Source organism: Fodinibius salsisoli, assembly GCF_026229185.1.
In the GTDB taxonomy this organism is placed as follows: domain Bacteria; phylum Bacteroidota; class Rhodothermia; order Balneolales; family Balneolaceae; genus Fodinibius; species Fodinibius salsisoli.
The window spans coordinates 457,506-481,241 of the sequence record NZ_JAGGJA010000001.1 but is presented as its reverse complement, the minus strand read 5'-3'; the positions used below and the strand labels follow the sequence as shown (position 1 = coordinate 481,241).

Annotated in this window: 17 protein-coding genes; 9 read left to right on the top strand and 8 right to left on the bottom strand. The window is 47.2% G+C overall.

The window, feature by feature from the left end:
• Positions 1 to 87 precede the first annotated feature (87 nt).
• The 3 genes from ruvB to J6I44_RS01900 all read left to right on the top strand — a co-directional run bounded on the left by ruvB (position 88) and on the right by J6I44_RS01900 (position 3,142).
• Entirely contained in the window at positions 88 to 1,083 is a 996-nt protein-coding gene (gene ruvB / locus J6I44_RS01910) for a Holliday junction branch migration DNA helicase RuvB (protein ID WP_265764250.1), read from the top strand.
• A 121-nt stretch (positions 1,084 to 1,204) separates the two neighbouring features.
• Positions 1,205 to 2,353 carry a methionine adenosyltransferase gene (gene metK / locus J6I44_RS01905; protein WP_265764249.1) on the top strand — a complete coding sequence of 383 codons (1,149 nt, stop codon included), beginning with the start codon at positions 1,205 to 1,207 and terminating at the stop codon, positions 2,351 to 2,353.
• Between the two features lie 81 nt (positions 2,354 to 2,434).
• Entirely contained in the window at positions 2,435 to 3,142 is a 708-nt protein-coding gene (locus tag J6I44_RS01900) for a class I SAM-dependent methyltransferase (RefSeq protein ID WP_265764248.1), read from the top strand.
• 428 nt (positions 3,143 to 3,570) lie between these two features.
• Here the strand turns inward: J6I44_RS01900 and J6I44_RS01895 are convergent, their stop codons facing one another.
• The 6 genes from J6I44_RS01895 to J6I44_RS01870 all read right to left on the bottom strand — a co-directional run bounded on the left by J6I44_RS01895 (position 3,571) and on the right by J6I44_RS01870 (position 16,025).
• The gene (locus J6I44_RS01895; protein WP_265764247.1) at positions 3,571 to 6,165 is read right to left on the bottom strand and encodes a M14 family metallopeptidase; all 2,595 of its coding nucleotides are present in this window, start codon (positions 6,163 to 6,165) and stop codon (positions 3,571 to 3,573) included.
• A gap of 219 nt (positions 6,166 to 6,384) precedes the next feature.
• The gene (locus tag J6I44_RS01890; RefSeq protein WP_265764246.1) at positions 6,385 to 8,985 is read right to left on the bottom strand and encodes a M14 family zinc carboxypeptidase; all 2,601 of its coding nucleotides are present in this window, start codon (positions 8,983 to 8,985) and stop codon (positions 6,385 to 6,387) included.
• Positions 8,986 to 9,062: 77 nt separating this feature from the next.
• Complete coding sequence (locus tag J6I44_RS01885; RefSeq protein ID WP_265764245.1) at positions 9,063 to 10,364, bottom strand: RagB/SusD family nutrient uptake outer membrane protein; 1,302 nt, start codon at positions 10,362 to 10,364, stop codon at positions 9,063 to 9,065.
• A gap of 35 nt (positions 10,365 to 10,399) precedes the next feature.
• Positions 10,400 to 13,639, bottom strand: coding sequence for a SusC/RagA family TonB-linked outer membrane protein (locus tag J6I44_RS01880; RefSeq protein ID WP_265764244.1), 3,240 nt, complete (start codon positions 13,637 to 13,639; stop codon positions 10,400 to 10,402).
• 507 nt (positions 13,640 to 14,146) lie between these two features.
• Complete coding sequence (locus tag J6I44_RS01875; RefSeq protein ID WP_265764243.1) at positions 14,147 to 14,689, bottom strand: DUF1697 domain-containing protein; 543 nt, start codon at positions 14,687 to 14,689, stop codon at positions 14,147 to 14,149.
• A 52-nt stretch (positions 14,690 to 14,741) separates the two neighbouring features.
• Positions 14,742 to 16,025, bottom strand: coding sequence for an Nramp family divalent metal transporter (locus J6I44_RS01870; RefSeq protein ID WP_265764242.1), 1,284 nt, complete (start codon positions 16,023 to 16,025; stop codon positions 14,742 to 14,744).
• A 169-nt stretch (positions 16,026 to 16,194) separates the two neighbouring features.
• On the opposite strand from J6I44_RS01870, the gene J6I44_RS01865 reads away from it, so the two are divergent.
• Positions 16,195 to 17,334, top strand: a complete 1,140-nt coding sequence (locus tag J6I44_RS01865) for a baeRF7 domain-containing protein (RefSeq protein WP_265764241.1) — start codon at positions 16,195 to 16,197, stop codon at positions 17,332 to 17,334.
• A 72-nt stretch (positions 17,335 to 17,406) separates the two neighbouring features.
• On the opposite strand, the gene J6I44_RS01860 is transcribed toward J6I44_RS01865, so the two are convergent.
• Positions 17,407 to 18,192 (bottom strand): GntR family transcriptional regulator, encoded by a 786-nt coding sequence (locus tag J6I44_RS01860; RefSeq protein WP_265764240.1) that lies wholly within the window; start codon positions 18,190 to 18,192, stop codon positions 17,407 to 17,409.
• 214 nt (positions 18,193 to 18,406) lie between these two features.
• Between J6I44_RS01860 and J6I44_RS01855 the strand changes: the two genes are divergently transcribed.
• The 4 genes from J6I44_RS01855 (at position 18,407) to J6I44_RS01840 (ending at position 21,666) form a co-directional block, all read left to right on the top strand.
• Positions 18,407 to 18,967, top strand: coding sequence for a YeeE/YedE family protein (locus tag J6I44_RS01855; protein WP_265764239.1), 561 nt, complete (start codon positions 18,407 to 18,409; stop codon positions 18,965 to 18,967).
• 26 nt (positions 18,968 to 18,993) lie between these two features.
• Positions 18,994 to 19,410, top strand: a complete 417-nt coding sequence (locus tag J6I44_RS01850) for a DUF6691 family protein (protein WP_265764238.1) — start codon at positions 18,994 to 18,996, stop codon at positions 19,408 to 19,410.
• Positions 19,411 to 19,439: 29 nt separating this feature from the next.
• Positions 19,440 to 20,831 carry an MBL fold metallo-hydrolase gene (locus J6I44_RS01845; RefSeq protein WP_265764237.1) on the top strand — a complete coding sequence of 464 codons (1,392 nt, stop codon included), beginning with the start codon at positions 19,440 to 19,442 and terminating at the stop codon, positions 20,829 to 20,831.
• An 82-nt stretch (positions 20,832 to 20,913) separates the two neighbouring features.
• Complete coding sequence (locus tag J6I44_RS01840) at positions 20,914 to 21,666, top strand: sulfite exporter TauE/SafE family protein (protein ID WP_265764236.1); 753 nt, start codon at positions 20,914 to 20,916, stop codon at positions 21,664 to 21,666.
• A gap of 54 nt (positions 21,667 to 21,720) precedes the next feature.
• Here the strand turns inward: J6I44_RS01840 and pdxR are convergent, their stop codons facing one another.
• A complete protein-coding gene (gene pdxR / locus J6I44_RS01835) occupies positions 21,721 to 23,193 on the bottom strand; it encodes a MocR-like pyridoxine biosynthesis transcription factor PdxR (protein ID WP_265764235.1) in 1,473 nt (490 codons plus the stop codon).
• Between the two features lie 96 nt (positions 23,194 to 23,289).
• Between pdxR and J6I44_RS01830 the strand changes: the two genes are divergently transcribed.
• Complete coding sequence (locus tag J6I44_RS01830; RefSeq protein ID WP_265764234.1) at positions 23,290 to 23,724, top strand: carboxymuconolactone decarboxylase family protein; 435 nt, start codon at positions 23,290 to 23,292, stop codon at positions 23,722 to 23,724.
• Positions 23,725 to 23,736 lie beyond the last annotated feature (12 nt).

Here is a 23,736-nt window from a genome sequence, read left to right as displayed (position 1 = left end):
ACGTAATTTTAGGCTTCGAATGTTTGTAAATAATGAGTTAATTTTATCCGTCGTTTATTGATTTGTTAACTGATTAACTCAGCCATTGTGCAAAATCCCCTTTTAGATGCCGAAGATAGTGACAGAGTGTACGAGCAGTCACTGCGTCCGAATCGTATTCAAGAATTTATTGGACAGGAAAAGGTCATTAAGAACCTTTCAATATTTATTAAAGCGGCACAGAAACGGCAAGAGGCGCTTGATCACGTTATTTTGTCGGGACCTCCAGGGCTGGGTAAAACAACCCTGGCCCACATCATTGCCAATGAGATGGGGGTTCAGATCAAACCAAGTACGGGCCCTGTACTTGAAAAACCGGGCGACCTTGCGGGGATGCTTACCAATCTGGAAGACGGCGATGTGCTCTTTATTGATGAAATCCATCGCCTAAATCCCGTTGTTGAGGAATACCTGTATTCGGCGATGGAAGATTATCAGCTTGATATTGTCATTGACTCCGGTCCTAATGCGCGCAGTATCCAGATAGAACTTAACCATTTTACCCTGGTGGGGGCCACTACCCGAAAGGGGCTGCTTACGGCGCCACTGCGCGCCCGGTTTGGTATCGACATGCGCCTGGATTACTACAGTGTAGAACTGTTGCAACGAATTGCCTTACGAACGGCTGCCATCCTGGATATGGGCATCACTGACAAAGGCGCTCACGAAATTGCCCGCCGAAGCCGGGGGACACCCCGTATCGTCAATAAGCTGCTGCGGCGAACGCGTGACTTTGCGCAGGTCCAGGAGATGAATACCATCACGGATGAGATCGCTGATACCGCCCTTAATGCCCTGGATGTAGACCAGAATGGCTTTGACGAGATGGATATTCGTATCCTGAAAGCCATTATTGAAAACTATGAAGGCGGACCGGTTGGGCTGGGAACCCTCGGCGTTGCCGTCGGCGAGGATAAGGGCACTATTGAGGAGGTTTACGAACCATATCTGATCAAGGAAGGGTTTTTGCAGCGAACGCCTAAAGGACGTATAGCTACTAAGAAAGCATTTCGTTATTTAGGCGTCAAACCCAACGATGAATAAGGGGCCTGACCGCACATTTGGCCCATAAAAATCACTGGGATATAACCTGCAATATTAAGCAGTTTTTTGTAGCTTCAAGGCTTTAGATTATTCAATTACTTTTCACGAATTTTTAGTACTGATGAAAAAACTATTTACTTCAGAATCGGTATCAGAAGGACATCCGGACAAGGTAGCCGACCAAATTTCTGATGCTATTTTAGATGCCATGCTCGAACAGGATCCGGAATCAAGAGTTGCTGTGGAAACACTCGTTACGACCGGACTTGCAGTAATCTCGGGCGAGGTAACCACGGATGCCTATGTTGATGTCCAGGAGATTGCCCGAGAGGTAATCCGGGATATTGGCTATACTAAAAATTCGTATCAGTTTGACGCTGACTCGTGTGGTGTATTGACGACCATTCACCAGCAAAGTCCGGATATCGCTCAAGGTGTTGATGAGGGAAGCGACAAAAAGATGGGAGCCGGTGACCAAGGCATGATGTTCGGCTATGCGAATAAGGAGACGGAAACGTATATGCCGATGTCGCTGCAGTATTCACACGATTTACTCAGAAAGCTGGCCTATATCCGCAAGGAAACCAACCTGCTTCCCTACCTCGGTCCGGATAGTAAAAGTCAGGTAACGGTTCAGTATGGCGAAGATGGCTACCCCGAGCGTATCGATACCATTGTTATTTCTACCCAGCATGAGGACGGAATAGACCAGAAGCAGATAAAGAGCGACCTGATGAAGCACCTGATCCCACAGGTGGTTAGTGAAAAGCTGATTGACGATGAAACTATTTTTCACGTTAACCCAACCGGTAAGTTCGTTATTGGAGGGCCACATAGTGATACGGGCCTAACGGGACGAAAGATTATTGTTGACACCTATGGCGGTTATGGTGGTCACGGTGGCGGTGCATTTTCTGGTAAAGATCCATCAAAGGTAGATCGGAGTGCTGCTTATGCTGCTCGACATATTGCAAAAAATATTGTCGGAGCCGATTTAGCTGATGAATGCCTTGTACAGCTGGCCTATGCCATTGGTATTCCGGAGCCGGTGTCGGTAAACGTACAAACTTATGGAACGTCCGATGTTAAGGATGTTGAGTTAGCTAAGGCAGTAAAAAATACCTTCGACTTGACCCCAGCAGGAATTATTGAACGTTTTGACCTTAAACGGCCGATTTATCAGGCTACTGCTGCTTATGGCCACTTTGGCCGCATAGAGTTTCCCTGGGAACAGCTGGACTTTACGGATGAAATTGCCAATGCTTTGTAGTGTAGCAGAGTCAAAGGCGACGTGAAGTGGAAAACAGTATTTCAAGCCTACCTTTAGGTTTGGATACCAAAAGAAAACAATATGGGAAAATCCTCGGTTGACGAAATTCGCCAGCGCTTTGATAATGATGTAGAAAGGTTTTCTAACCTTGCGACGGGACAGTCAGCTACCATTGACGCTCCCCTGGTGTTGGACTTGATTACCGAAGCTGCTGCTCAAGTTAACCCCAAGGCTACAGATGTCCTAGACGTCGGGTGCGGCGCGGGAAATTATACGTTGCAACTGCTGGGAAAGCTTCCAGAAGTAAACGCAACGCTTGTTGATCTGAGCCAGCCAATGCTTGAACGAGCAGAAGAGCGAATAGCCCCTGCAACATCCGGAACGATCCATACCATCCAGTCGGATATTCGGGAATGCAACTTTGAAGAAGCCTCTTTTGATATCATTATGGCAGCGGCCGTGCTCCACCACCTTCGCAGTGACGAGGAGTGGGAACAGGTGTTTCGGAAGCTCTATAAAAGCTTAAAACCGGGTGGTTCCCTGTGGATATCTGACCTGATACAGCATAGCAGTCCCGAGGTTCATCAACATATGTGGGAGCGGTACGGAGCATATTTAGTTGATTTAGAAGACGAGGCCTACCGAGATAAGGTTTTTGCCTATATCGACAAAGAAGATTCTCCCAAACCCCTGATGTTTCAGCTTAATCTGTTGCAATCTGTTGGATTTAAAACGGTAGAGGTCTTGCACAAAAATAGCTGTTTTGCCGCTTTTGGGGCTATAAAGTAATGAGTAGCGGAGATATTGGTATGGTTAAAATCCACAGACGTTCTAAAAAAGTAAGATAGCTTCCATGCTGTCCCCATTACTTGTTATGCCGTTCGCTGTTTTAAGCATCCACGCTTAAAACAACCAGTAAATAAAAAGTATAAGCTACACTTCACATTGTCTTTAAAGCGTTATGCGGTTGCTTTTAACAAGGGTCATGGCATATGATTATCCTAAAAGCGGTCTTCTTATCCGAATTCTGGGGTTGACCTCGGATGAGTGTAAGGGGCCCTTGATCTATTCATCGGACGACAACCCCAGTCGCCCGATGAGAGATCATATCCTGTTTTACATGTTTGTTCAACCGCACAACGTGTTGTCTTTATACTAAAATGGAGGCCACCGCGAGGTGGACTCCATTAGTATGTATATTTGCCAATAATAAAATGCTAATTTCCTGAGCTGCCGTCGATAGTCTGACCGAAGAAAATGGCGTTCATAAACAGTTTGTTGGTTCCAAACCAAAAGGCTCGGAAGTTGGGATTGTCAACCATGGAAATAACACGTCCACGGCCAACATCGCTGACAATAATAGCGGCTGTATTTTCCAGTTGTTCCAGGTTTTCCTCCGAAATATAACCGCTGGCCAAGGGTTCTTCAGTATAATAAAGTGGTGTTGCATAAGGATTATCCGCCTTTTCTAAGAAAAGCGTACTGTTTCTGAAGACCGTCAGGTCGTCATCGTTATAGCCATATCCGAGGGGATGGGTCAGGTCCAATTTAGTATGAAAAATTGAGCCCCCGATATACTGTGCCCCACGGCTATTGTCCATATCGGCATACGGCTTGGGCATAACTTCGGTGGTATCCTGCTCTTCTTCTTTAAACTGGATGTTGGCCAGCTCCTGCTGCTTGGCCCAGCGGTTGGCGTATTTTGTAGTAATCAAGGTACCGCCATTGCGTACCCACCGCTTTAAGCTTTCGACCCCACCTTCAGAAAGATCTCCATAGCTTCCGTTTACCATCACGATAACGTTGTAGCGATCCAGGTCGGCATACCCAATACGATCCTGGGGAAACAGGGTGGCTTGCATATTATAGCGCTGGTCCAATAGGTGCCAGGCCTCGCCCACTTCGTAGCTACTACTGCCCTCTCCGGAAAGAATAGCGACAACGGGCAGTTCGAGGTTTTCAAAGTTACGGCTTCCCAGGTCTAACCCACTGGATGTCAGGCCACTTCCAACGGCATAGATGGTGAGCCCATCCTTTTCAGCGGCTTCTTGAATAAGCTGATGAATATCAGCCTGGCCCGTGGATTGCGGACCCAGCGGTACCATAACGGAACCATAATCAAATTTCTTTGATCCACTGGGGGTCTGCATTTCAAAAGGTTTAGCAGTAACTTTGGCCCGCACTCCTTCCTTTAAGAGGCGATAAAGTGCACGCGGGGCGTAATATTCATCCCACTCAAAAATGTAAGCGTAGTTGCTCTTGCCGCCAATCACCTCTCCTTCTGGCAAGGGTGGAACCCCTTCAACCTCCTCTCCCATAGTCACTGCCCCTTCAATTTCGGCAAATGGCAGGTTAAAAGCGTAGGGCATCGTCCAGGTGGATACGTCGTAAAATAGGCTATCGGTAAAAGAGGTACGGCGTTCAAAGAGTGCTTTTACAAATTTGTATTGTTTCTGGTTGGTGGGTACCACATAAGCAGAGCCCGCCTCAAAGGATTCGTCGTCGGCTTCCAGGTTTTCAGACAATTTATATACCTCGACCCGGTGGCGCTTAAGCATTTCTAAAAAATGATGGGTGCGGGCTTTATCGTAAGGCGTGCCAAACACATAGGCATTGATTGAAGCATCCGCTCCGGCCTCTTTGCTATCTATGAAAAAGCTACGCTGGTAATTGAGGATATCGGTTCGTAGATCCTGGGCGGCTTCGAGGGTCGAAAGAGAGCTCAGAAACTGGTTTTTTATAGTGAAAGGGAATTTTAATATCCCGTGGATGCTTTCCTGGGCGTGCCCGCGGGAACTGGCTTGCTCAAACAGAATACCGATCCCTCCATTTACATCCGGATAGGTGGAACCTTTGCCATAATAGAAGTCATCGAAACTCTCCTCTGAATAGTACAACCGTTGCTGATCATCCAGTTTTTCGGCATGATATTCGGCAATTGATTTTGTGAGGCTTTGATTTTTATCCGGTGTAATGGGATGGGTTCTCGACTGAATGCCGGGCTGAAAGAAAAAGGTGGCATCGGTACCCATCTCATGGTGATCGGTAAGGATGTTTGGCTTCCAGTGGTGGAAGTTATCAATTCGCCCCTGGCTCGTTGGATGCTGTACCAGCATCCAGTCGCGATTAAGATCGAACCAGTAGTGATTCGTTCGGCCACTGGGCCACCGCTGATTGAGCTCCATGCTGTTAGGGTCGGCTACCAGGTTTTTGCTTTTATGGGTGTTTGCCCAACTGGCAAAGCGGTTGAGCCCATCGGGATTTAAACTCGGATCCAGCAGAATGACACTATTTTCCAGCTGCTGCTGAATTTCACTACCCTGTGCTGCCGCCAGATGATAAGCCACCAGCATGGAGGCATTGGATCCACTTGATTCATCCCCATGGATACTGTAGCCCATATAAAGTACGACGGGCATATCTGCGATGTCAAGCCCGGACGACTGTTCAGGATCAGTCAGGGCAAGGTGATCTTCGCGAATTTGCTCGATATTGCTTTGGTTGCCTGGGGAGGTAATGGTGAGGTAAAGCAGCGGGCGATTTTCATACGTTTTGCCGAATTCATGCAGCGTCACGCGATCAGAAGCCTCGGCCAAGGCATACATATAGCGTACCAGCTGATCATGACGTACATGCCATTTGCCGGGTGCCGTTCCCAATACTTCTTTAGGGGTGGGGATAGTTTCATTATAAGAGACATTCTGAGGGAGGTAATAATCCAGGGAGGCCTCCGCATCAGCTGGATTTTGAGCTCTGATATTTCCAAAGAGCATCGTAACAGACAAAAGAATAAAGAGCAATCGCAATGACATAGATAGATAGCAGTTAGTTAAAAATATACCTACTTCTAAAATAGCAGGAGATACCTAAGTGTAAAGAGAAGAAATGCAAAAGATCTTTAAAAAATGCTTTTGAATAAGCTTCAGTGTATGAACCATTTAAAAAAGCCGCACACCATTGTTAAAATGACATGCGGCTCCATTTTTTAGCTGATCCTTTGATCAGTAGATAACTGCTAAAGACGCTTCCGGCTATAGTCGAAGGTTTTGTCCAAAGAAGACAGCATTCAGAAAGAGGCGGCTGGTGGTATGCCAATAACTGCGAAAGTTGGGATTTTCAGCAAACAGGATGACCGTACCATTGCCCTCGCCTTTAGCAATAATGCTTGCCGTACCTCGGACCTTATCCAGGTTTTCATCGCTGATGTGTCCACCGACAAAAGGGTCTTCGCTATATTTGGCGATGGTCGAATAGGGGTTTTTACTCGGCTTCAAAAACAGGTTGTTATCCTTAATAAAAAGCTGGCGACGGTCGTTGACGCCAAAGGCAATGGGGTTTGAGGGATCGATATCGGCCTCCAAAATAGTTCCCGGAATGGTACTGGCTCTCCAGCGGTCGCTTTGCTCTTCGTAGTCATAACGAGGCTTCGTCTCGGTGGTGTCTTCATACGTTTTCAACAGGTCTTCACTTACAACTTCCTGCTGAATGGCCCAGCGCGAGGCGTCTTCATCCGTGATAAGTACCCCACCGGCGCGAACCCAGGTTTTAATCTTATCCACCGTGGACTCCTGCCAGTCATTGTAATTGCCATCCACCAGTATAAGCGAGTTGTAGCGGCTGAGGTCGGTTTGTGGTAGCTGGCGTTTGCGGATTTTCGTCGTTCCGATGCCGGCGTGTTTGTTTAGCAGAAACCAGGCTTCCCCCGCCTCGTAGCTGCTTACACCGGATCCGATAACAAGAGCCGTTTCAGGTTTTTCAACAACCTGGTTGTTGGTGCTTCCCAGGTCGGTACCGGATGGCGTCATGCCTGAGTCAACGCTGTAGACGGTAACCTTATGCTCTCTGGCCACTTTCTGAAGCTTATCATATAATTTAGAAGAGGAAATATTTTGGTCATGCGTAGCTATGACAATCGATCCATAGCTGAAAGATTCCTGGCCTTCGGCTGTATTTATGGTAAACGGTTTGTGGGCTACACGTGCTCTTATTTCATCAGATAGCAGGTCGTAAAGCGCTGGTGAGGCATTGTAATCGGACCATTTGAATACATAGGCATAATCTGAGGCTCCACCTTTAATGTTGCCCTCACGCTTGGGGAGTTCAGTTACCTGCGTGCCCTGGATATCTCCATATCCACCGCCTTCCCACTCATCATACTGGATACCATAGCCGTGTACCAGTGACCATCCGGTGATGTCGTAAAATACACTGTCTGGAAAGGAGGTATTGGCCTCGAAGATATCGTGAATGACCCGATAATGCTTCTGGTCGGTAGGAACAATATAGCTTTTGCCGGCAGCAAACTGTTTGTCGTTGCGCTCCACATCTTCAGTCACTTCATAAACTTCCAGCTGATGCTTCAGTAATAGATCAAGGAATTTATGCGTCAGAGAGGGATCCTCAGCGTCCCCAAACTGATAGGCTTCTACCGGCTGATCGTCGGCTTCATCCAGGGCCGACTGGAAAAACTCTTTCTGATACTCAAATAGTTTCTGTTTCTCATTAACAGCGGCACGGACCGTCGCAATGCCCGTATGCAGGTGCTTGCGGATAGTTGATCCGAAGGTAACATTGCCGGCGTCACTTTCCTGGACCAGTCCCCGCGAGCTTCCCACTTCGAAGGTTACGCCCACCCCGCCCTGTATATCGGGATAGGTAGAGCCATAGATCGGCGAAATGTTATCAAAAATCTCTTTAGTCCAATACAACGCTCCAAGATTATTCAGGGCCTCAGTCTGGTATTCAGCCAGCAGTGGATTCATGACGGTGTACTGCTCTTCCGGGATAATAGGGTTCCAGGTTCGTACTGGCTGCGTAGGCTCTAAATAATAGGTGCTGTTGGTTCCCATCTCGTGAAAGTCGATCTGCACATTTGGATACCACTGGTGGAAGAATGCTATTCTATTGGCGCTCTCTTGCTGCGTGATAGCAAACCAATCGCGGTTCAGGTCATGCAGAAAATGATTGGTTCGTCCGCGAGGCCAGCCTTGATTATGCTCGGCATCGGCAGGATCCGCAACCGGGGGGAAAGACTTGTAGCTGTTATGCCAGTGGGCCGCACGGTCACGCCCATCCGGATTTTGGGCGGGATCGATAAGGACCACACTTTCGTCCAGGAAGGTTTGCGTTTCCTGATCCGTGTTGGCTATCAGGTAATAAGCGGTCAGCAGGGCCGCCTCGCCACTGGATGTCTCATCGCCGTGGACGCTGTAGTCCAATGCGACGACCGACTTGCCTTGGTCCGGATCCAGTAGGGGCGCATCCGGATCAGTGAGGGTGAGGTGCTCTTGCCAAATCTGCTCAAGGTTGTCATGATTTTCTGGAGCAGTGACCGTCAAAACAACCTGGGGACGTTTTTCGTAGGTTTCACCGATTTGCTGGAAGGTAGCTTTGTCTGAAGTTTCGGCCAGCTTCTTAAAGTAGGCGACGATACGATCATGCCGCGTATAATGGGTACCAATCTCATATCCCAGAAATTCTTGCGGAGAGGGAATTTCTTCGTCAAATGAAGCTTCGTTGGTATCTGGAAAATAGTAGCTGTTTTGAGCCACCCCCCAGGTCGGTAGCACCAGCGCAGCAATGGCAAGGGCGACAACAGCCTGCCAGACTTTTTGTGGAATTGATTTCTTCATGGTATAAAGAGGTTAATTAACTAATTGGTTATTCTTGTTTGTCATTATCCGGACTTTGCAAAGCCCTCTTGAATAAATTAATCGAGTGTAATATTTGGATTCGCCCTGATTTCTGTAATGGTAATAGGAAAGAAGTTTCCGGCCTCTACCCGGCTGAGAAGCCATTCCGTAGAAGATTCCTCAAAGCGATAGAGATCCGCCAGTCTTCTTCCCTGTAAAAACAGGTTCACTTGCCGTTCATGTTTTAAGAGATCTACGGCTGGCAGCTGATTTTCATAAGCGGAGAGACCATCCAGCGAACGCAGGTTATTGATAGCAGTTTGGAAGGCCTCTTCATCGTCGCGTGCCAGAGCGTCCTCGGCAATAATCAGGTGAAGCTCTCTGACCGAAGCGATGGTAATATCCGCATATTCATTGGCCTCTACAAAGGTATTTATACGATTCACCAGGTAGGGTGCCGGTACCTCGTCGATGGGATCCTCCAGCGAAACGCTTTCGGCCTTGGTGTTATCTTCAGTGGGGGTCACAAAGGTATTGCCGATACGTAACTCCAATCGCTCATTCACCTGGAAAGCCATATTATTACTGGGCGTCTCGGAGGTAACTTCCAGCTGATAGTTCCAGTCGGTTCCATTTTCGGCAAGAGCCAGGGCTGCTTTTGCATCATTGACGGCTTCTGTACTTTGCACCAGTGGATCCCCTGTTGCTACATCGGGGTTGAGCTTGTTCCAGAGCGCTTGCTCAAAGTATGCCCGGGCGCGAACGGCAAGTAAGCGTACTTCCCATTCGGATCCTGATGATGAGAGTTCAAGACCTTGGTCAAGATAGCTGATAGCTGTGTCGTAAAGCGTAGCCATATTTTCTTCGCCCACGGGAGGCACCGCTTCCTGCCGGTCACCGATGACTACATTGTTAAATGAAGCGGCAATGGCCAGATAGTTAACAGCTCCATAAAGATAGCTTCGTACGAGGGGTTGGGCTTGTTCCAGGGTGCCTTCCTCTCGAAAACCTTCCAACCGGCTGATGGCATTGTCGGCGGTCCATCGCGACTCGCTGATTGCGTTGAAAGCACCATCCGAAAACTCGTTGAGCGGATTCTCCAGCTCGCCCTGATCCAGATCTTGCCAGGCATCGCGGGTACCGATCCAGGTTAACTCATCGGTAGCCGTAGAATAGGGAGCGAGCAAATTGCCCAATGCTTCAGTCAGAGTTGCCTCTGCCCCATTCGCTATAGCTGGTGCGGCAGCAGGGTTACCAAGATCTTCTTCTACCAGGCTATTGGGATTATTTACTTTTAGAACATCGCATCCTGCAGTTATGAATAGCAGGGAAAGTGCTCCTATCCAGATTTGTTTAAAAATAGTGTTCGTGAAAAACATAGTAGTGTGTTATTGAATATTTAAAATGCTTACTGCTATAAACCGAGCTTGAGTGTGAAGAGCACTCGACGTGGAATTGGCATATTCCAGGTATCCGTACCCAGCAAAAAGTTGTTCTCCAGCTCGCTACCACCACCCCGACCCACGGCGTTTACTTCGGGGTCAATACCTGGGTAGGCGGACCAAAGCTTTAGATTTCGGCCGGAAATGGAGAAGGAAAGGTCACGTACGCCAATGCGATCAACGACAGTCTGTGGTACTTGGTAGGTCAGGCTCAACTCTCTCCATCGCAGAAAATCTGCTTTCTGGATGACATTGAGTCCGGCAAAAGGATCGAGCGCCAACAGGTCATAGACCCACTTGCGAGCGGCTGCTAACCTGACTTCACTATCATTTTTGGGAGTATAACTTTCGTTAACGCCTCCGGTTATATAGTCACGTTCTACTCTTGCAGCTTCAGGCGTGTTGCGACCAATGCCTGCACTACGCTGACGAAATCCATCGGTGAGATTATTGACGTAAAAGTTTCCGGTCTTATACTCAAACAACGTATACAGACGGAAGTTTTTAAAGTTGATGGAGCCTCCGAAGGAGCCTTGCCAGTCGGGCGTTGGTTTGCCTAAGTGATGGTCCAGTGGATCTCCATTGCCATTTTCATCTGCCAATAACACGTAGTTGTTCAGCTCTTCGAGGCGAGCGGTCCCGGGCGTGAGGGTATTGAGGTAGTCTAACACCAGGGCGCGCTCAGCAGGCTGGCCTGATTCAACACCGGAAGCATCTCTATTGAGCGCCTGAAGCAGACCTCTTTTGTCTAGCGGCAGAAAGCCTTCAGGCACGCTTGGAAGTTTAGCTCCGAAGTTAGTGGCTGGGGCATAGCCTTCTTTGAGGAACTGACGATATCGTGGATAAGTGCCACCCACTTTAATCGGCGGTGCGCCTCCGAGCGAACGGACTTGTTCCCACAGGTAGGCTGCTCCGGAAAAAGCACGTACTGACCAGTTATCATTTTCTACCAGTTGTGCTTCGAGGTTCAGTTCGAGGCCTCGCCCTTTCAGTTCCCCAATGTTGTCAAGCTGGGTTTGCAGAAAGCCGCCGCTTACCGGGAATTGTCGCTGGACTAATGCATCACGGACGGTGCGATCCCAATAGGTGGCTTCCAGCGTATATCGCTCGCTGAACAATCCTACATCCAGTCCAACTTCATATTCGGTGGATATCTCGGGCTTGAGGTCCGGGTTGCCCAGGTTTTCCGGAACAATACCAGGGCCGTTGGCCGAGGTGAGTGAAGTATAAGTCGTCAAGGCGTCAAAAGCGCCGGGTTGCAGGCCGGATTGCCCTACTGCTGCCCGTAAACGCAGGGAGGATATCGGTCCGGGACTATTCCAGAAAGGGGCATCCGATGGAACGACTGAGAGTGAAACTTTAGGATAAAATACTCCGCTAAATTCCGTTCCGAAGGCGCTGTGCGTATCATAACGTCCACCAATGGTGGCAAAAATGTAATCATCAAAGCCGACTTGCTCCTGCAGGAAAATACCGGCCTGGGATTCCTCTACATATTGCTCGGTAATGCTTTGGTTGGCTGCAGCGCCACTTACGTTTAGTCCCGGACCGGGAAAATCAACGCCTTCAGCGCTGCGGATCAGGTTCTGCTGGTTAAACACCTGAAAACCTCCAATCAGGGTCGACTCAAGTCGATCACTTAGCTGATTTTTAAGTGTAGCTTTGACATCCACCGTGAGGTTAAAATTAGAGCGGTCGGAGGTACGACGTGCCCCTTCGCTCTCTATACTGGCGTAGTCATTAATATTCCATCCAAAAGGGCGTGTTGACTCACTAAACTGGCTGGTATAATCCACGCCGAAGGTGCCGTCCAGTGTCAGGTTATTGAGGGGACGGTAATTCACACCCACGCTGCCGTTAAAGTGCTGCACTTCCTGACTGACGGACTGCTGCAGGCGCTCCTCAACGGTAGCGGAATAAGAAGCTCCTGAACGATTGTTATAGCCAACCAGCTCCGGTTTCCCGTGCATCGCACCTGACGTTACTCCGTAGTTATTATTACCGGTCTGGAATGTTTTGAAATTGGAGGCCGTGTAGCCGGTCACAACACGGAGCTGAAGGTTATCCGTCGGAAAGATATTCAGATTTGCCGATGCCTGTCCCTTGTTAAGCACATCTTCTGCCTGGGGGCCCGCGCCTTGTGGAAAGACCAGGTTTTGTCCCCCGATAGGTCCGTCTTCCCCTGACCATCGTCCGTTTACAAAATAGGTAATGCCCTCGGTTCCTCCGCTTACAGATCCGGAATATTCTTGGGTAATGCCGGTCTCAAAGAGCCGTTGTACATAATCTTCGCGCACCAGCTGGTAAGGGCTGATATTTCCACCAATGTATTTGCTCATGGTGTCGGTCTGGGCAGTAGTTCGGGCAAAACCGGTGTTGTCCGGGATGGTCTTGGGGTAGTTGATCGTCCCCTGCGAAATTTCGAAGTTGAATTTCGGCTCACTCACCTGTCCTTTTTTGGTAAACACCTGGATGACTCCATTCGAAGCCTCTGTACCATAAAGCGTGGCTGCGGCTGCTCCTTTGAGCACTTCCACCCGGTCAATGGCATCGGGATTCAGGTCATCAAGTCGGGATGGTGAAGCACCGCCGCCGGCACTTACCGATCCGCCAAATCCACCGCCGCGATCTACACGAACGCCGTCGATGAGTACAATAGGCTCATTGCTTTGGGATAAGCTGGATGACCCTCGGATCCTGATACGAGAGCCTTCACCGGTAACTCCACTGGAGGGCAGGCCAACCAGCCCGGGAATACGTCCCTGTATGACATCCGAAAAACTTTGGGTCGGTGCGGCATCAAGATCCTCAGCGCTGACGCTTCCAATAGAGCTCCCCAATTTCCGTACCTCTACCGGCCCCCCGGCACCAGTTACGACTACTTCATCCAGGTTAACGGAACTGATTCTAAGCTGGAAGTCCAGGGTAATGGACTCGTCAGCAGCCAGTGTCACTTCTTTGGATTGTTTTTTAAATCCAATGAACTGGGCAGATAAGGTATAGGTGCCTGCTTCGAGGTTAGAAATCTGGTATGCCCCGTCTACACTTGTTGCGGCGCCCTTTGTTGTGCCTTCTATCACCACATTTACGCCCGGCAGTGGATCTCCGGTACTATTTTCGATTACGGTACCCGAAATGGTACCCTGAGCCAGGACGCTGTATGCCGAGGCCAGGAAAATCCCGAGCGTTGCTAAGAGTAACTTATGTTTCATTATGTTAAGCTGATTTGATGTTGGGTTTGTGATAAGGTTTGTCCCAAACATTCGCAGGAGAGAGGGCAATAAAAAAGCCCACTCACCTGCGAGATGAGTGGGCTTTTTTGACGTTCTTAAAACGTTACGTTGCTTTCATGGATCCACTATCATCCCAACCGGTGTATGTCATCATCATGCTACACATAGACATAAGCATGCCAAAGGGCATAATACACATGTTGATTTGATAGTTTCTGGAAGTCATAAAGTTGTTCTACAACAATTTTGTTAAGGCGCTAATGATAGGCCATTTAATTTCAATTATCAAATAAAATACTTTTTTCTTTCGATTTGCTTCATTTGGAAGCTTTCTCCTTTTATTTCTCAGATCTATAAACTGTTTGACGGGAAAGGACTACAGGGAGGGATTTTGTTCACTGTTGTGAAGCCAAATTTAGCATTGCCCCTCTAAGGTTAAGGATTACAGTTGGTTTTCTTTCCTCAAAAAAATTTAGAATGTGCCTTCTAAGAGTCGGCAAAAGCTAAGTCCAAAATTTTGTTAATCGTCCTAAGGTTGCGATTAGTTGCGGGTATGTTAAGCTGTTGTTGGATAAAGTTGCTTGAAAACTTTGGTTTTGCACTGGTTTGTTTATCAACCTGCGCATAGACCACTTTATTACCTAATTTAAAAATCTCAATGTTGCTGGATTGGGCCTCCAACTTTTGTTTATGCGACTCGTCCGGTTCCTCAGAAAGAAAGGTAATATATCGTTTCCAGCCCTCTTGTTTTTCAAAGGGCATATTTTTCAACACTTTTTCCAGATTGGCAGCGGTTCGTACAATAACCGGCACATCATATCCAAACTGGTCCTCAATCTGCTGTTTGATGGTATTGCTCAATCTATTTACCTCCGTTTTCGGAGCATCAAAGACCACATTTCCGCTCTGAATATAGGTGGCTACATTTTTAAACCCCATAGACCCAAAAAGTGCCCGAAGGGCTTTCATCTTAACTTTTCGGTGGCCGCCGACATTGATCCCGCGTAATAAGGCTATATATTTTGGCATAATGTGATACGATAAATTCCGCTTATCTTCAACTATTGCTTAGCTAAGCAAGTTACCCAAACTGTATTTGCCAGTAAAGGTATAATAAGGCAAAACCAGTCAAGAAGATGAGTCCACCCCAGCTGAGCCACCGTAACCATGGAGCCGGTCGGCAGGATTTAGGCACGTGATCAGCCATGACCAGACGATAATTAATGTAGGCCAGTATGGGAGCAACTAAAAAAGATATGGTCGTAGCTAAGTCAATGAGCAGGGTAAAATATTCGCCTAAAAAGTAAAGCACGCCAACCGATAACAAAGAAATGGTAATGAGTAGAAACCGATAGACCGGGAGGTTATCATCGCTCTCTAACAAATCCGGTCTTGTAACGTTAAGGATCCTACGACAGACCCGGGGATAAGCATCCGTGACCGTGAGGGTGGTACTAAACATGGTTGTAAATGCACAGATGGTGATAATCGGGTAAGACCAGTTGCCCAGATTATCCGTAAATAAGCTAATCAGCTGGGCCGAAAACGCAGCCCCACTGCTGGCATACTCTTCCCCGGATCCAAACATGACCAGGGCGCCAAGCATAAGGAAGCAAAGCGCTAAGAAGGCAGCTCCAATATATCCAATATTAAAATCCAGCAGGCTTTCTCTAAGCTTCGGTTTGTACTGGGTCTGTTTTTCACGTTCCAAGGACCAGAGCGAATGCCAGGCAGCGGCGTCAATCGGGATGGGCATCCATCCCATCAGTGCAATAAGAAAAGAGAGACCTGCAAAATCCCAAATATCCGGATAGAAGTTGACGGTCGTTTGTTGACCGCCTTTAAGAAGGGCGGCCCCAACGGCAATAACGGTTGAGACAGCCAATACAACCATGATGAGCTTTATGGCTCCATCCAACACCGAATACTGCCCAGACATAAGCAATGTTACACAGATAGCTAACAAAATGATGCTCCAGCTAAGCGGGGATAGCGCTATTCCCGTCAGTTCTACGGCGAGGCTGGCACTGACGACCGTAACGGCAGCCTGAATAATGAACATGGTACCAATTGTGAATACCGCAAAAATACCGATAGCCCAATTGCCCAGGCGTTTATAGCCTTCGATCATACTTTCGCCGGTGGCAATGGCGTAGCGGGGGCCATATTCCAGGAACGGATATTTAAAAATGTTAGCCAGTGCTACAGCCCAGATCATGGCAAAGCCATAAGTGGCGCCGGCCCGGGTTGATTGTACCAGGTGGGACACCCCGATAGCGGCGGCAGCCATCAAAAGTCCAGGCCCTAAACTTTGTTTTACTCCCTGCCAGTTTATATTTGCTGATTTTTTTCCTTGTTTACCCATCTGTAGCCGTTCATTAAATTTTATGATGGAACTATATACCAAATTTCATAATCAATATAAATACAACCCCGTTAAGGGGCGGTTAAAATTAATGCATTTGAATCTTGTCTTTAGATTCATTGTTTATTAATTATCGATTAAGTAACAATACTAATAACTGGAGGTTCCTATGATTACGCGTGATAATATCCTCGACCTTGCCAAGCAACAATATGATATATGTATTTCAATTTTTTTACCTACCCATAAGATGGGTGAAGAGGTACAGCAAGATCCGATCCGATTAAAGAATCTGCTAAGTGATGCTGAAAGCCAGCTTAAAGAGCGGGAGGTATCCGAAAAGCGGATTAACAGGATATTAACAGAGCCCCGGAAGTTATTAGAACAGCCGATGTTTTGGCAGCACAATGATAAAGGGTTGGCTTTATTTATCAGTGATGAGAGCTTCAATTACTATCGCATTCCCCACAACTTTAAAGAACGGGTCATGGTCAGTGATCACTTTTTGATTACACCGCTTGTCCCTATGATTTCGTTGGAGGGCACGTTCTGCATGCTTACCTTGAGCCAAAAGAACGTCCGTTTGCTTAAGTGCACTCGCGGTTCGGTCGAGGAAATCACCCTTGATGAGGCCCCCGTCAGCCTGAAGGAGTTTCAAAAGTTTGATGTTTTCCAAGGGCACCTGCAGCATCATTCCGGGCAAGGTAGCAGTAACAGAGCCATTTTTCACGGGCAGGGCGGTTCTGAAGATACCGATACCGAGGTGATCATTAACTATTTAAAAACGATAGAAAATGAGGTCACTACCATTATGCGCAAACGAAACGACCCACTTATTCTCGCCGGGATAACCGAAGCAGTAGCTGAATACCGGAAGGTTAGTCACTACAGCCGACTGCTGGATCAAACCAGCTCGGGGAATCCTGATCCCAAAAGTAATGAAGAACTCAAAGATGAAGGCTGGGAGATCATCAAATCATACTTCTTGCAAGATATGTATAAGGATATGGATCGGTTTGCTGATCTATCGGGCTCTGACAAGCAATCAGACAATTTGACTCAGATTGTGGAAGCGGCTTATTATGGAAAGATCGAGTCGCTCTTTGTACCCATCGGTGAACACAGCTGGGGATGGTTCGACCAGGAACGAGATGTGGTACACCACAGCAAACAGTCTAAAAATGGAGAGCATGACCTTATCAATATGGCGGCCATTAAAACACTTACCCAAAGTGGTACGGTGTATGCCCTGGATCGGGATGAAATGCCCAATAAGGCACCGATTGCAGCCATTTTTAGATATGCTTAGACAGTGCATAAAAAAGGGCGTTTTTACACGCCCTTTTTTACTTTTATTTGCTTCATTCTATACGAAACAAGCCTACTTTTTAACGACCGGCAGAAATTCCCGGAGCGGCATATTGCCCTCCCCCCCTTTGGAGTCCCGATTACGCTCAGCCATTAACTCATAGACAATTCGATCGCTCCGATAATACCTCTTTTGATAATAGACTGGCTTCTCTCCTACGGTCAGTGAAAGACGATCAATCAGCAGCAAGGCCGCCTGCTCTTCTACTTGTAAATGATTTGCCAGGTACGCATCGGCACTTTCTGCCTCAATGCGGTAATATCCCTTATCGACTGGGATTTCGTAATCACGTTCCAGGATATCGTAAATAGTTTCTTTGTCCAGTTCATACCCTTCAATAAGCTGACCGTAAAACATCGGCAGCCATGTAATATCAAAAGCGATTGGTTGCCCATCGCCTAAACGAAGCCGATCCAGTCGGACAACCGTACTGTCGGGGTCAATATTTAGTTTCGAAGCGATTGGCTCAACAACTGGTACCGGCTTAAATGTAATAACCGATGATGAAGCTTCCATCCCTGCCCGCTGCATATCCTCTTCAAAATCAGTTAGTTGAATGAGAGACTGTCGGGGACGGTCATCGTTGACGAATGAACCCAATCCCTGGGAGCGATAAATAAGCTGTTCATTTTCCAGTGTCTGTAAGGCTTTGCGTACCGTTACACGGCTCACCTCAAATTTTTGACAGAGTTCATTCTCTGAGGGCAGTTGTTCATCAGCTTTAAATTTATGGTCTTCAATTTGTTGGCGTAGCCACTGACTAATTTGTGTATGTCGGGGTATTCCTTCTTTCAGCATTATTTGGATTATTCATGAACTGTCTGATGGGTTATTATAATAATTTTATACTTGTAATTACAAGTATAAGGAAGGTTTTTCTGGTATAATCACTATCTATGGGGCTGATAAATTAAAAATTATTCATTTGTATCTACTTGTATTGACAAGTAATGTTGATACTATTATCTTAAAGCAGAGTTGAACATGTAGTTATTAATTAAGTGCATATAAAATGATAGACTTCTTACAGCAGCCGTGGCCTTGGTATGTAGCGGGTCCTATGATTGGGCTTATCGTGCCTATACTTTTATTAGTTGGAGGCAAGCAGTTTGGTGTATCCTCCAATCTTCGGCACACCTGTGCAGCCTGTTTCCCAGGAAATATTACATTCTTTCAGTACGACTGGAAAAAAGCCGGAGGGTGGAACCTTGTTTTTATTGCCGGTACAGTCTTGGGTGGCTTCTTGGGAGGATGGCTTTTCAGCAATCCAGACCCCATTGCCTTATCAGCGCAGACGGTAAATGATTTGCAAGCCTTAGGTATCACCAATTTTTCCGGGATGATGCCCGAAGAATTTTTTAACTGGCAGAGTTTGTCCACCTTGCCTGGCTTTATAATGATGGCAGTGGGTGGCTTTTTTGTGGGCTTTGGAGCTCGTTATGCGGGTGGATGTACTTCCGGCCATGCCATTAGTGGATTGGCAAACCTTCAGCTTGCTTCCCTGCTGGCCGTTGTAGGTTTCTTCATCGGGGGACTGATCATCACCTATTTTATCTATCCACTGATACTCTAACTTTACTATAAAGGCCCTTTATTGCTATGAAGTATTTTAAATATCTGTTATCAGGCGTTTTTTTCGGATTTGTACTCGTAAAATCGGAAGTGATATCTTGGTTTCGAATCCAGGAGATGTTTCGCTTTGATGCTTTTCATATGTACGGCATCATCGGATTGGCCATAGTAATAGCGATGATTGCTATTCAGTTAATCAATAAATTTCAACTTAAAGATCAGGAGGGAAATGACATTTCTATACCTCCTAAAGATTCTCAACAGATAACACGTTACCTGGTCGGCGGAACGATCTTTGGGTTTGGCTGGGCACTTACCGGAGCCTGTCCTGGCCCCCTTTTTACGCTGGCCGGTGCCGGATACGGCATTATCTTAGTTCCAATTGCAACAGCTATTTTAGGAACCTGGGTCTATGGAGCGCTACGACCCTATTTGCCTCACTAAAAACGAAAATAAGACCACGATAGATTCTAATGTATTTTAAACAACTATTTGATCCCAAATTAGCACAGTACGCTTACCTGATTGGCTGTCAGGCTACAGGAGAAGCGATAGTGATCGACCCTTTACGTGATATTGATCAGTATTACGAGCTGGCCAAAGAGGAAGGGCTGACCATCACCGCAGCAGCCGATACGCATATCCATGCCGACTATATTTCTGGACTGCGCGCTTTTGCAGAGGATGGTGTCAAGGTATATGCTTCGGATGAAGGAGATGCAGACTGGAAATATGAGTGGCTTACAAACAGCGATTATCCCAACCGGCTGGTTACAGATGGGGATACCTTTAGTATCGGAAATATAGGCTTTGAAGTTGTATATACGCCCGGTCACACCCCCGAATCCATCAGCTTCTTAGTTACCGATGGGGCTGCCACAGACGAACCCATGGGTATTCTAACCGGCGATTTTGTTTTTGTCGGTGATGTAGGGCGCCCCGACCTGCTGGAGACGGCCGCCGGCCAAAAGGGAGCGATGAAGCCGGCCGCAAAAACGCTCTATCAATCCGTTGATGACTTTAAGAAGCTACCGGATTATCTGCAGGTATGGCCCGCCCACGGATCCGGAAGTGCTTGCGGTAAAGCACTGGGTGCCGTACCCGAATCTACCGTGGGTTATGAAGTGCGCTTCAGCCCTGCTTTCCACGCTGCAACCAGTGAAAATGAATTTGTAGACTTCATTTTGGATGGCCAGCCGGAACCTCCGCTTTACTTCGGGCACATGAAAAAAGTTAATAAAGAAGGTCCGGCCGTGCTGGCATCACTTCCTCAGCCCGCCAAAGTAAGTGTCGCTCAGCTTATGAAGCAAGACGGAGAAATACTCGATGCCCGTGATAGGCATACCTTTAGCGAAGGACATGTACCCGGCTCTCTGCTCACTACGCTGGATGACAACTTCAATACCATCGCCGGCTCCTATGTGGATGCAGACCGCGACATATATCTCATTATTGAGGAAGAAAAACTGGAAGAAGCCGTTCGTGATTTAATCCGCGTTGGGCTGGATAATATTAAAGGCTACTGCACGCCCGAAGAGCTGCAAGGAGCAGATATTGAGTTGGAACAAACCCAGTCACTCACCTTTGCTGATGTGGAAGAAGAGCGTCATCGGGATGATGTGCAAGTGCTGGATGTACGCAAAGCCACCGAATACGCCAGTGGACATGTGCCCGGTTCGCTTAATATTGCTCACACCCGGCTGGCCGCTCATCTGGATGATTTACCCAAAGACAAAGAGCTGCTTGTACACTGCGGCAGTGGTCAGCGGGCCTCCTATGCCACCGCACTGCTTGCCCGCCATGGGTTTAAGGTAAAGTGGATAGACGATCTATTTTCTAATTGGAAGGAAAGGGTTAAACAGTAATAATGTTAACCTGCAGAACATACTGGTTAAGACGCCTGTGCAAGGCCAGGGTATCATGGGCTGAACTGAGAGGTGGAAAGCTATGATTCTATCTTGGATTGGTGCTCTATTGGTTGGTCTTTCGCTTGGCTTGCTGGGATCTGGTGGATCTATCTTGACAGTCCCCGTGCTTATTTATTTAGCAGGAGAGCAGGAAAAAGTGGCCATTGCTGAATCTCTGGGCATTGTAGGTGCCATTAGCTTAGCTGGATTTATCCCTTATGCCTTAAAGAAGCAGGTACATTGGCGTAGTGTCATTCTTTTCGGCTTGCCGGGTATGGCCGGGACATATGCCGGGGCCATCATCGCCGGTTATGTTTCTGGTACCTTCCAGCTGATGCTTTTTGCAACCGTCATGGTAGCAGCTGCTTTTATGATGCTCCGTAATAACAAGCAGACCCTTGATACTGAAATCTCTCCCCATGCATGGTGGAAAATTGTGCTCGAAGGAGTCGCTGTTGGCATCTTAACAGGTCTCGTTGGAGTGGGGGGCGGCTTTTTAATTGTTCCGGCGCTGGTACTTTTGGGTGGACTACCGATGAACTTGGCGATAGGCACCAGCCTTATCATCATTACGCTTAAAAGCTTCAGCGGTTTTTTCAGCTACATGGATGTCCTTGCCGAACTACACCTCACTGTCAACTGGCACCTGGTTACCATATTTAGCCTCATTGGCGCTGTGGGAACCCTTGTTGGGAAAAGTATGGGCTCGAGGCTTTCTAACGAAAAGCTTAAAAAAGGCTTTGCCGGCTTCTTGATCGTAATGGGCGGCTATATCATTTATATGAATATTTAAAGTATCGGCAATTCACCAATATGGTGATTTTCTTTGAAAAACATTTAGAAAATATCATTCCTGCACTGCTGTTGATAATATGTCAACTGCTTGTTTCTGCTCCTCGATATTGAGAGAGGCAAAGCCCAACCGAATAGATTGATAAGTAGATTCTTTATTATACATTCTACAATTATTGATTTTTAACCCCTTATGGCGGGCATTTTTTTCAACAATAGCGAGGTCCGTATTTTTAAAAGTTGCCCACACCGACATGCCACCGTCCGGTTTTTTAAACAACACACGATCTCCGACTTTTTCTTGAAGAAATCCACAGAAATGATCGCGGCGTTTTCGGTAGAGTCGAACCATTTTTTTGATATGTCGCTCCATTGTTCCATTATCGTACAGTCGGGCAACAGCTCTCTCTTTCATACTATCTCCCTGCCAGTCAACCGATCTCCTAAGGTGAGAGACAGCTTCCGTTAAATTTTGTGGGGCAACGATAAACCCTATCCGTATTGAGGGTACCAAGGTTTTGCTCAGCGTTCCGATGTAAATAACATTTCCGTGTTGATCGAGACTGGCCATTGGCAAGACAGGGGCACTAGCATAATGAAAACTGTAATCATAATCATCCTCGATGATGGCAAACTTATATTTGGCAGCCAGCTCTAAAAGCCGGATTCTTCGATGAGGAGGTAATGTAACGGTAGTAGGATGTTGATGATGTGGGATAACATACAGCAGTCGAATCTCTTTTTCTTCACAGAGCTGTTCTACCGCGTCAATATCCATACCTGAACTATCAACCGGCACTCTATTGATGTGGGCATTCGTTTGCTGTAGGATGTGGGTAGCGCCCCAAAAACAAGGATCACTGACGATAACATTATCTCCCGGGCGGAGCAGCAGTCGTGCTGCTAAGTAAATCCCCATACTTGCGCCGGTGGTAATTATGATATTATCAGCAGAAATGGGAAGACCTCTGGTATCGTTCAAATGGGCCGCTAATACTTCTCGGAGATAAGCAATGCCCTTAGCATCCTGATACTGATAATATTTGCGATAGACCTTACGCCTTGAAAGGCTTCGCAGTTCGCGGGTAAATTCCTCCATCGGTGCTTCTCGAATATCGGGAAAACCATCATCGATGACTAACTTTGGGTTAGGTTGTTTTGAGTTTGAAACAGGAAACCGAATTAACTGCTCTTCATCAATAGCAAAAGCTGTTTCCTCAGGATACGTTTCTGTAGTGGGTTTATGACCGTGTCCCCGTGGCTGAAGGTCCGGCAGATTCCGCGCTACAAACGTCCCTTTGCGCGGAACAATTTCTATCCATCCCTGGGCCTCCAGCTCATCATAAGCCGCGAGCAACGTGTTGCGATGAATGTTTAATGACTTTGCCAACTTCCGGGAGCCCGGCAGCTTGACGCCCTTTCGCAACCGCCCATTGCGGATATGGTGAATCACGGCATTCGATATCTGCAGGTAAACAGCGGTATTAGCTGTCTTGTCAATAGTAATCAGCTCCTTCAATGGAATCATACTGGTCTATCTGTTTTATGTATACTGGTCTACCATGATAGTCCAACAAATGGATATACTCAAGCAAATCAACCACGCATCAAAACAACAGACGAAATGAGTCTTTTTAAAGAAGCAGAACCCCGGGTTTACGAGGCCATGTCGGAAGCAGAAAAGCAGTTAAAGGCATTTGACCTTGATCCCAAGCTTAAGGAACTAATCAAAATACGTGCATCGCAGATCAACGGATGTGGATATTGTATCAATATGCACACCAAAGACGCCCGTGAGCTGGGAGAAACCGAACAGCGACTCTATGCTCTCAGCGCCTGGTGGGAGACGCCTTTTTTTACTGAGCAGGAAGAAATTGCGCTGAAAGTAACCGAAGAAGTCACGAATATTTCCAATGGAGGTATGCCGGATGAGGTGTATGAAGAAGCCATAGCTCTGTTGGGAGAGCGGGGATTTGCACAAGTCGTTTTTATAACAAATACGATTAACAGCTGGAATCGTATTGCTATTTCTTCTCACCTGATGCCAGAAGAAGATTAGAAAACCATCCAC

Bases quoted from the DNA above. Each gene is read 5' to 3' on its own strand.
- J6I44_RS01900 (WP_265764248.1), top strand. From the start codon at position 2,435: ATGGGAAAATCCTCGGTTGACGAAATTCGCCAGCGCTTTGATAATGAT.
- J6I44_RS01855 (WP_265764239.1), top strand. From the start codon at position 18,407: ATGATAGACTTCTTACAGCAGCCGTGGCCTTGGTATGTAGCGGGTCCT.
- J6I44_RS01875 (WP_265764243.1), bottom strand. From the start codon at position 14,689: ATGCCAAAATATATAGCCTTATTACGCGGGATCAATGTCGGCGGCCAC.
- J6I44_RS01880 (WP_265764244.1), bottom strand. From the start codon at position 13,639: ATGAAACATAAGTTACTCTTAGCAACGCTCGGGATTTTCCTGGCCTCG.
- J6I44_RS01885 (WP_265764245.1), bottom strand. From the start codon at position 10,364: ATGTTTTTCACGAACACTATTTTTAAACAAATCTGGATAGGAGCACTT.
- J6I44_RS01840 (WP_265764236.1), top strand. From the start codon at position 20,914: ATGATTCTATCTTGGATTGGTGCTCTATTGGTTGGTCTTTCGCTTGGC.
- J6I44_RS01860 (WP_265764240.1), bottom strand. From the start codon at position 18,192: ATGCTGAAAGAAGGAATACCCCGACATACACAAATTAGTCAGTGGCTA.
- J6I44_RS01870 (WP_265764242.1), bottom strand. From the start codon at position 16,025: ATGGGTAAACAAGGAAAAAAATCAGCAAATATAAACTGGCAGGGAGTA.
- J6I44_RS01865 (WP_265764241.1), top strand. From the start codon at position 16,195: ATGATTACGCGTGATAATATCCTCGACCTTGCCAAGCAACAATATGAT.
- metK (WP_265764249.1), top strand. From the start codon at position 1,205: ATGAAAAAACTATTTACTTCAGAATCGGTATCAGAAGGACATCCGGAC.
- J6I44_RS01850 (WP_265764238.1), top strand. From the start codon at position 18,994: ATGAAGTATTTTAAATATCTGTTATCAGGCGTTTTTTTCGGATTTGTA.
- J6I44_RS01830 (WP_265764234.1), top strand. From the start codon at position 23,290: ATGAGTCTTTTTAAAGAAGCAGAACCCCGGGTTTACGAGGCCATGTCG.
- J6I44_RS01895 (WP_265764247.1), bottom strand. From the start codon at position 6,165: ATGTCATTGCGATTGCTCTTTATTCTTTTGTCTGTTACGATGCTCTTT.
- J6I44_RS01890 (WP_265764246.1), bottom strand. From the start codon at position 8,985: ATGAAGAAATCAATTCCACAAAAAGTCTGGCAGGCTGTTGTCGCCCTT.
- J6I44_RS01845 (WP_265764237.1), top strand. From the start codon at position 19,440: ATGTATTTTAAACAACTATTTGATCCCAAATTAGCACAGTACGCTTAC.
- pdxR (WP_265764235.1), bottom strand. From the start codon at position 23,193: ATGATTCCATTGAAGGAGCTGATTACTATTGACAAGACAGCTAATACC.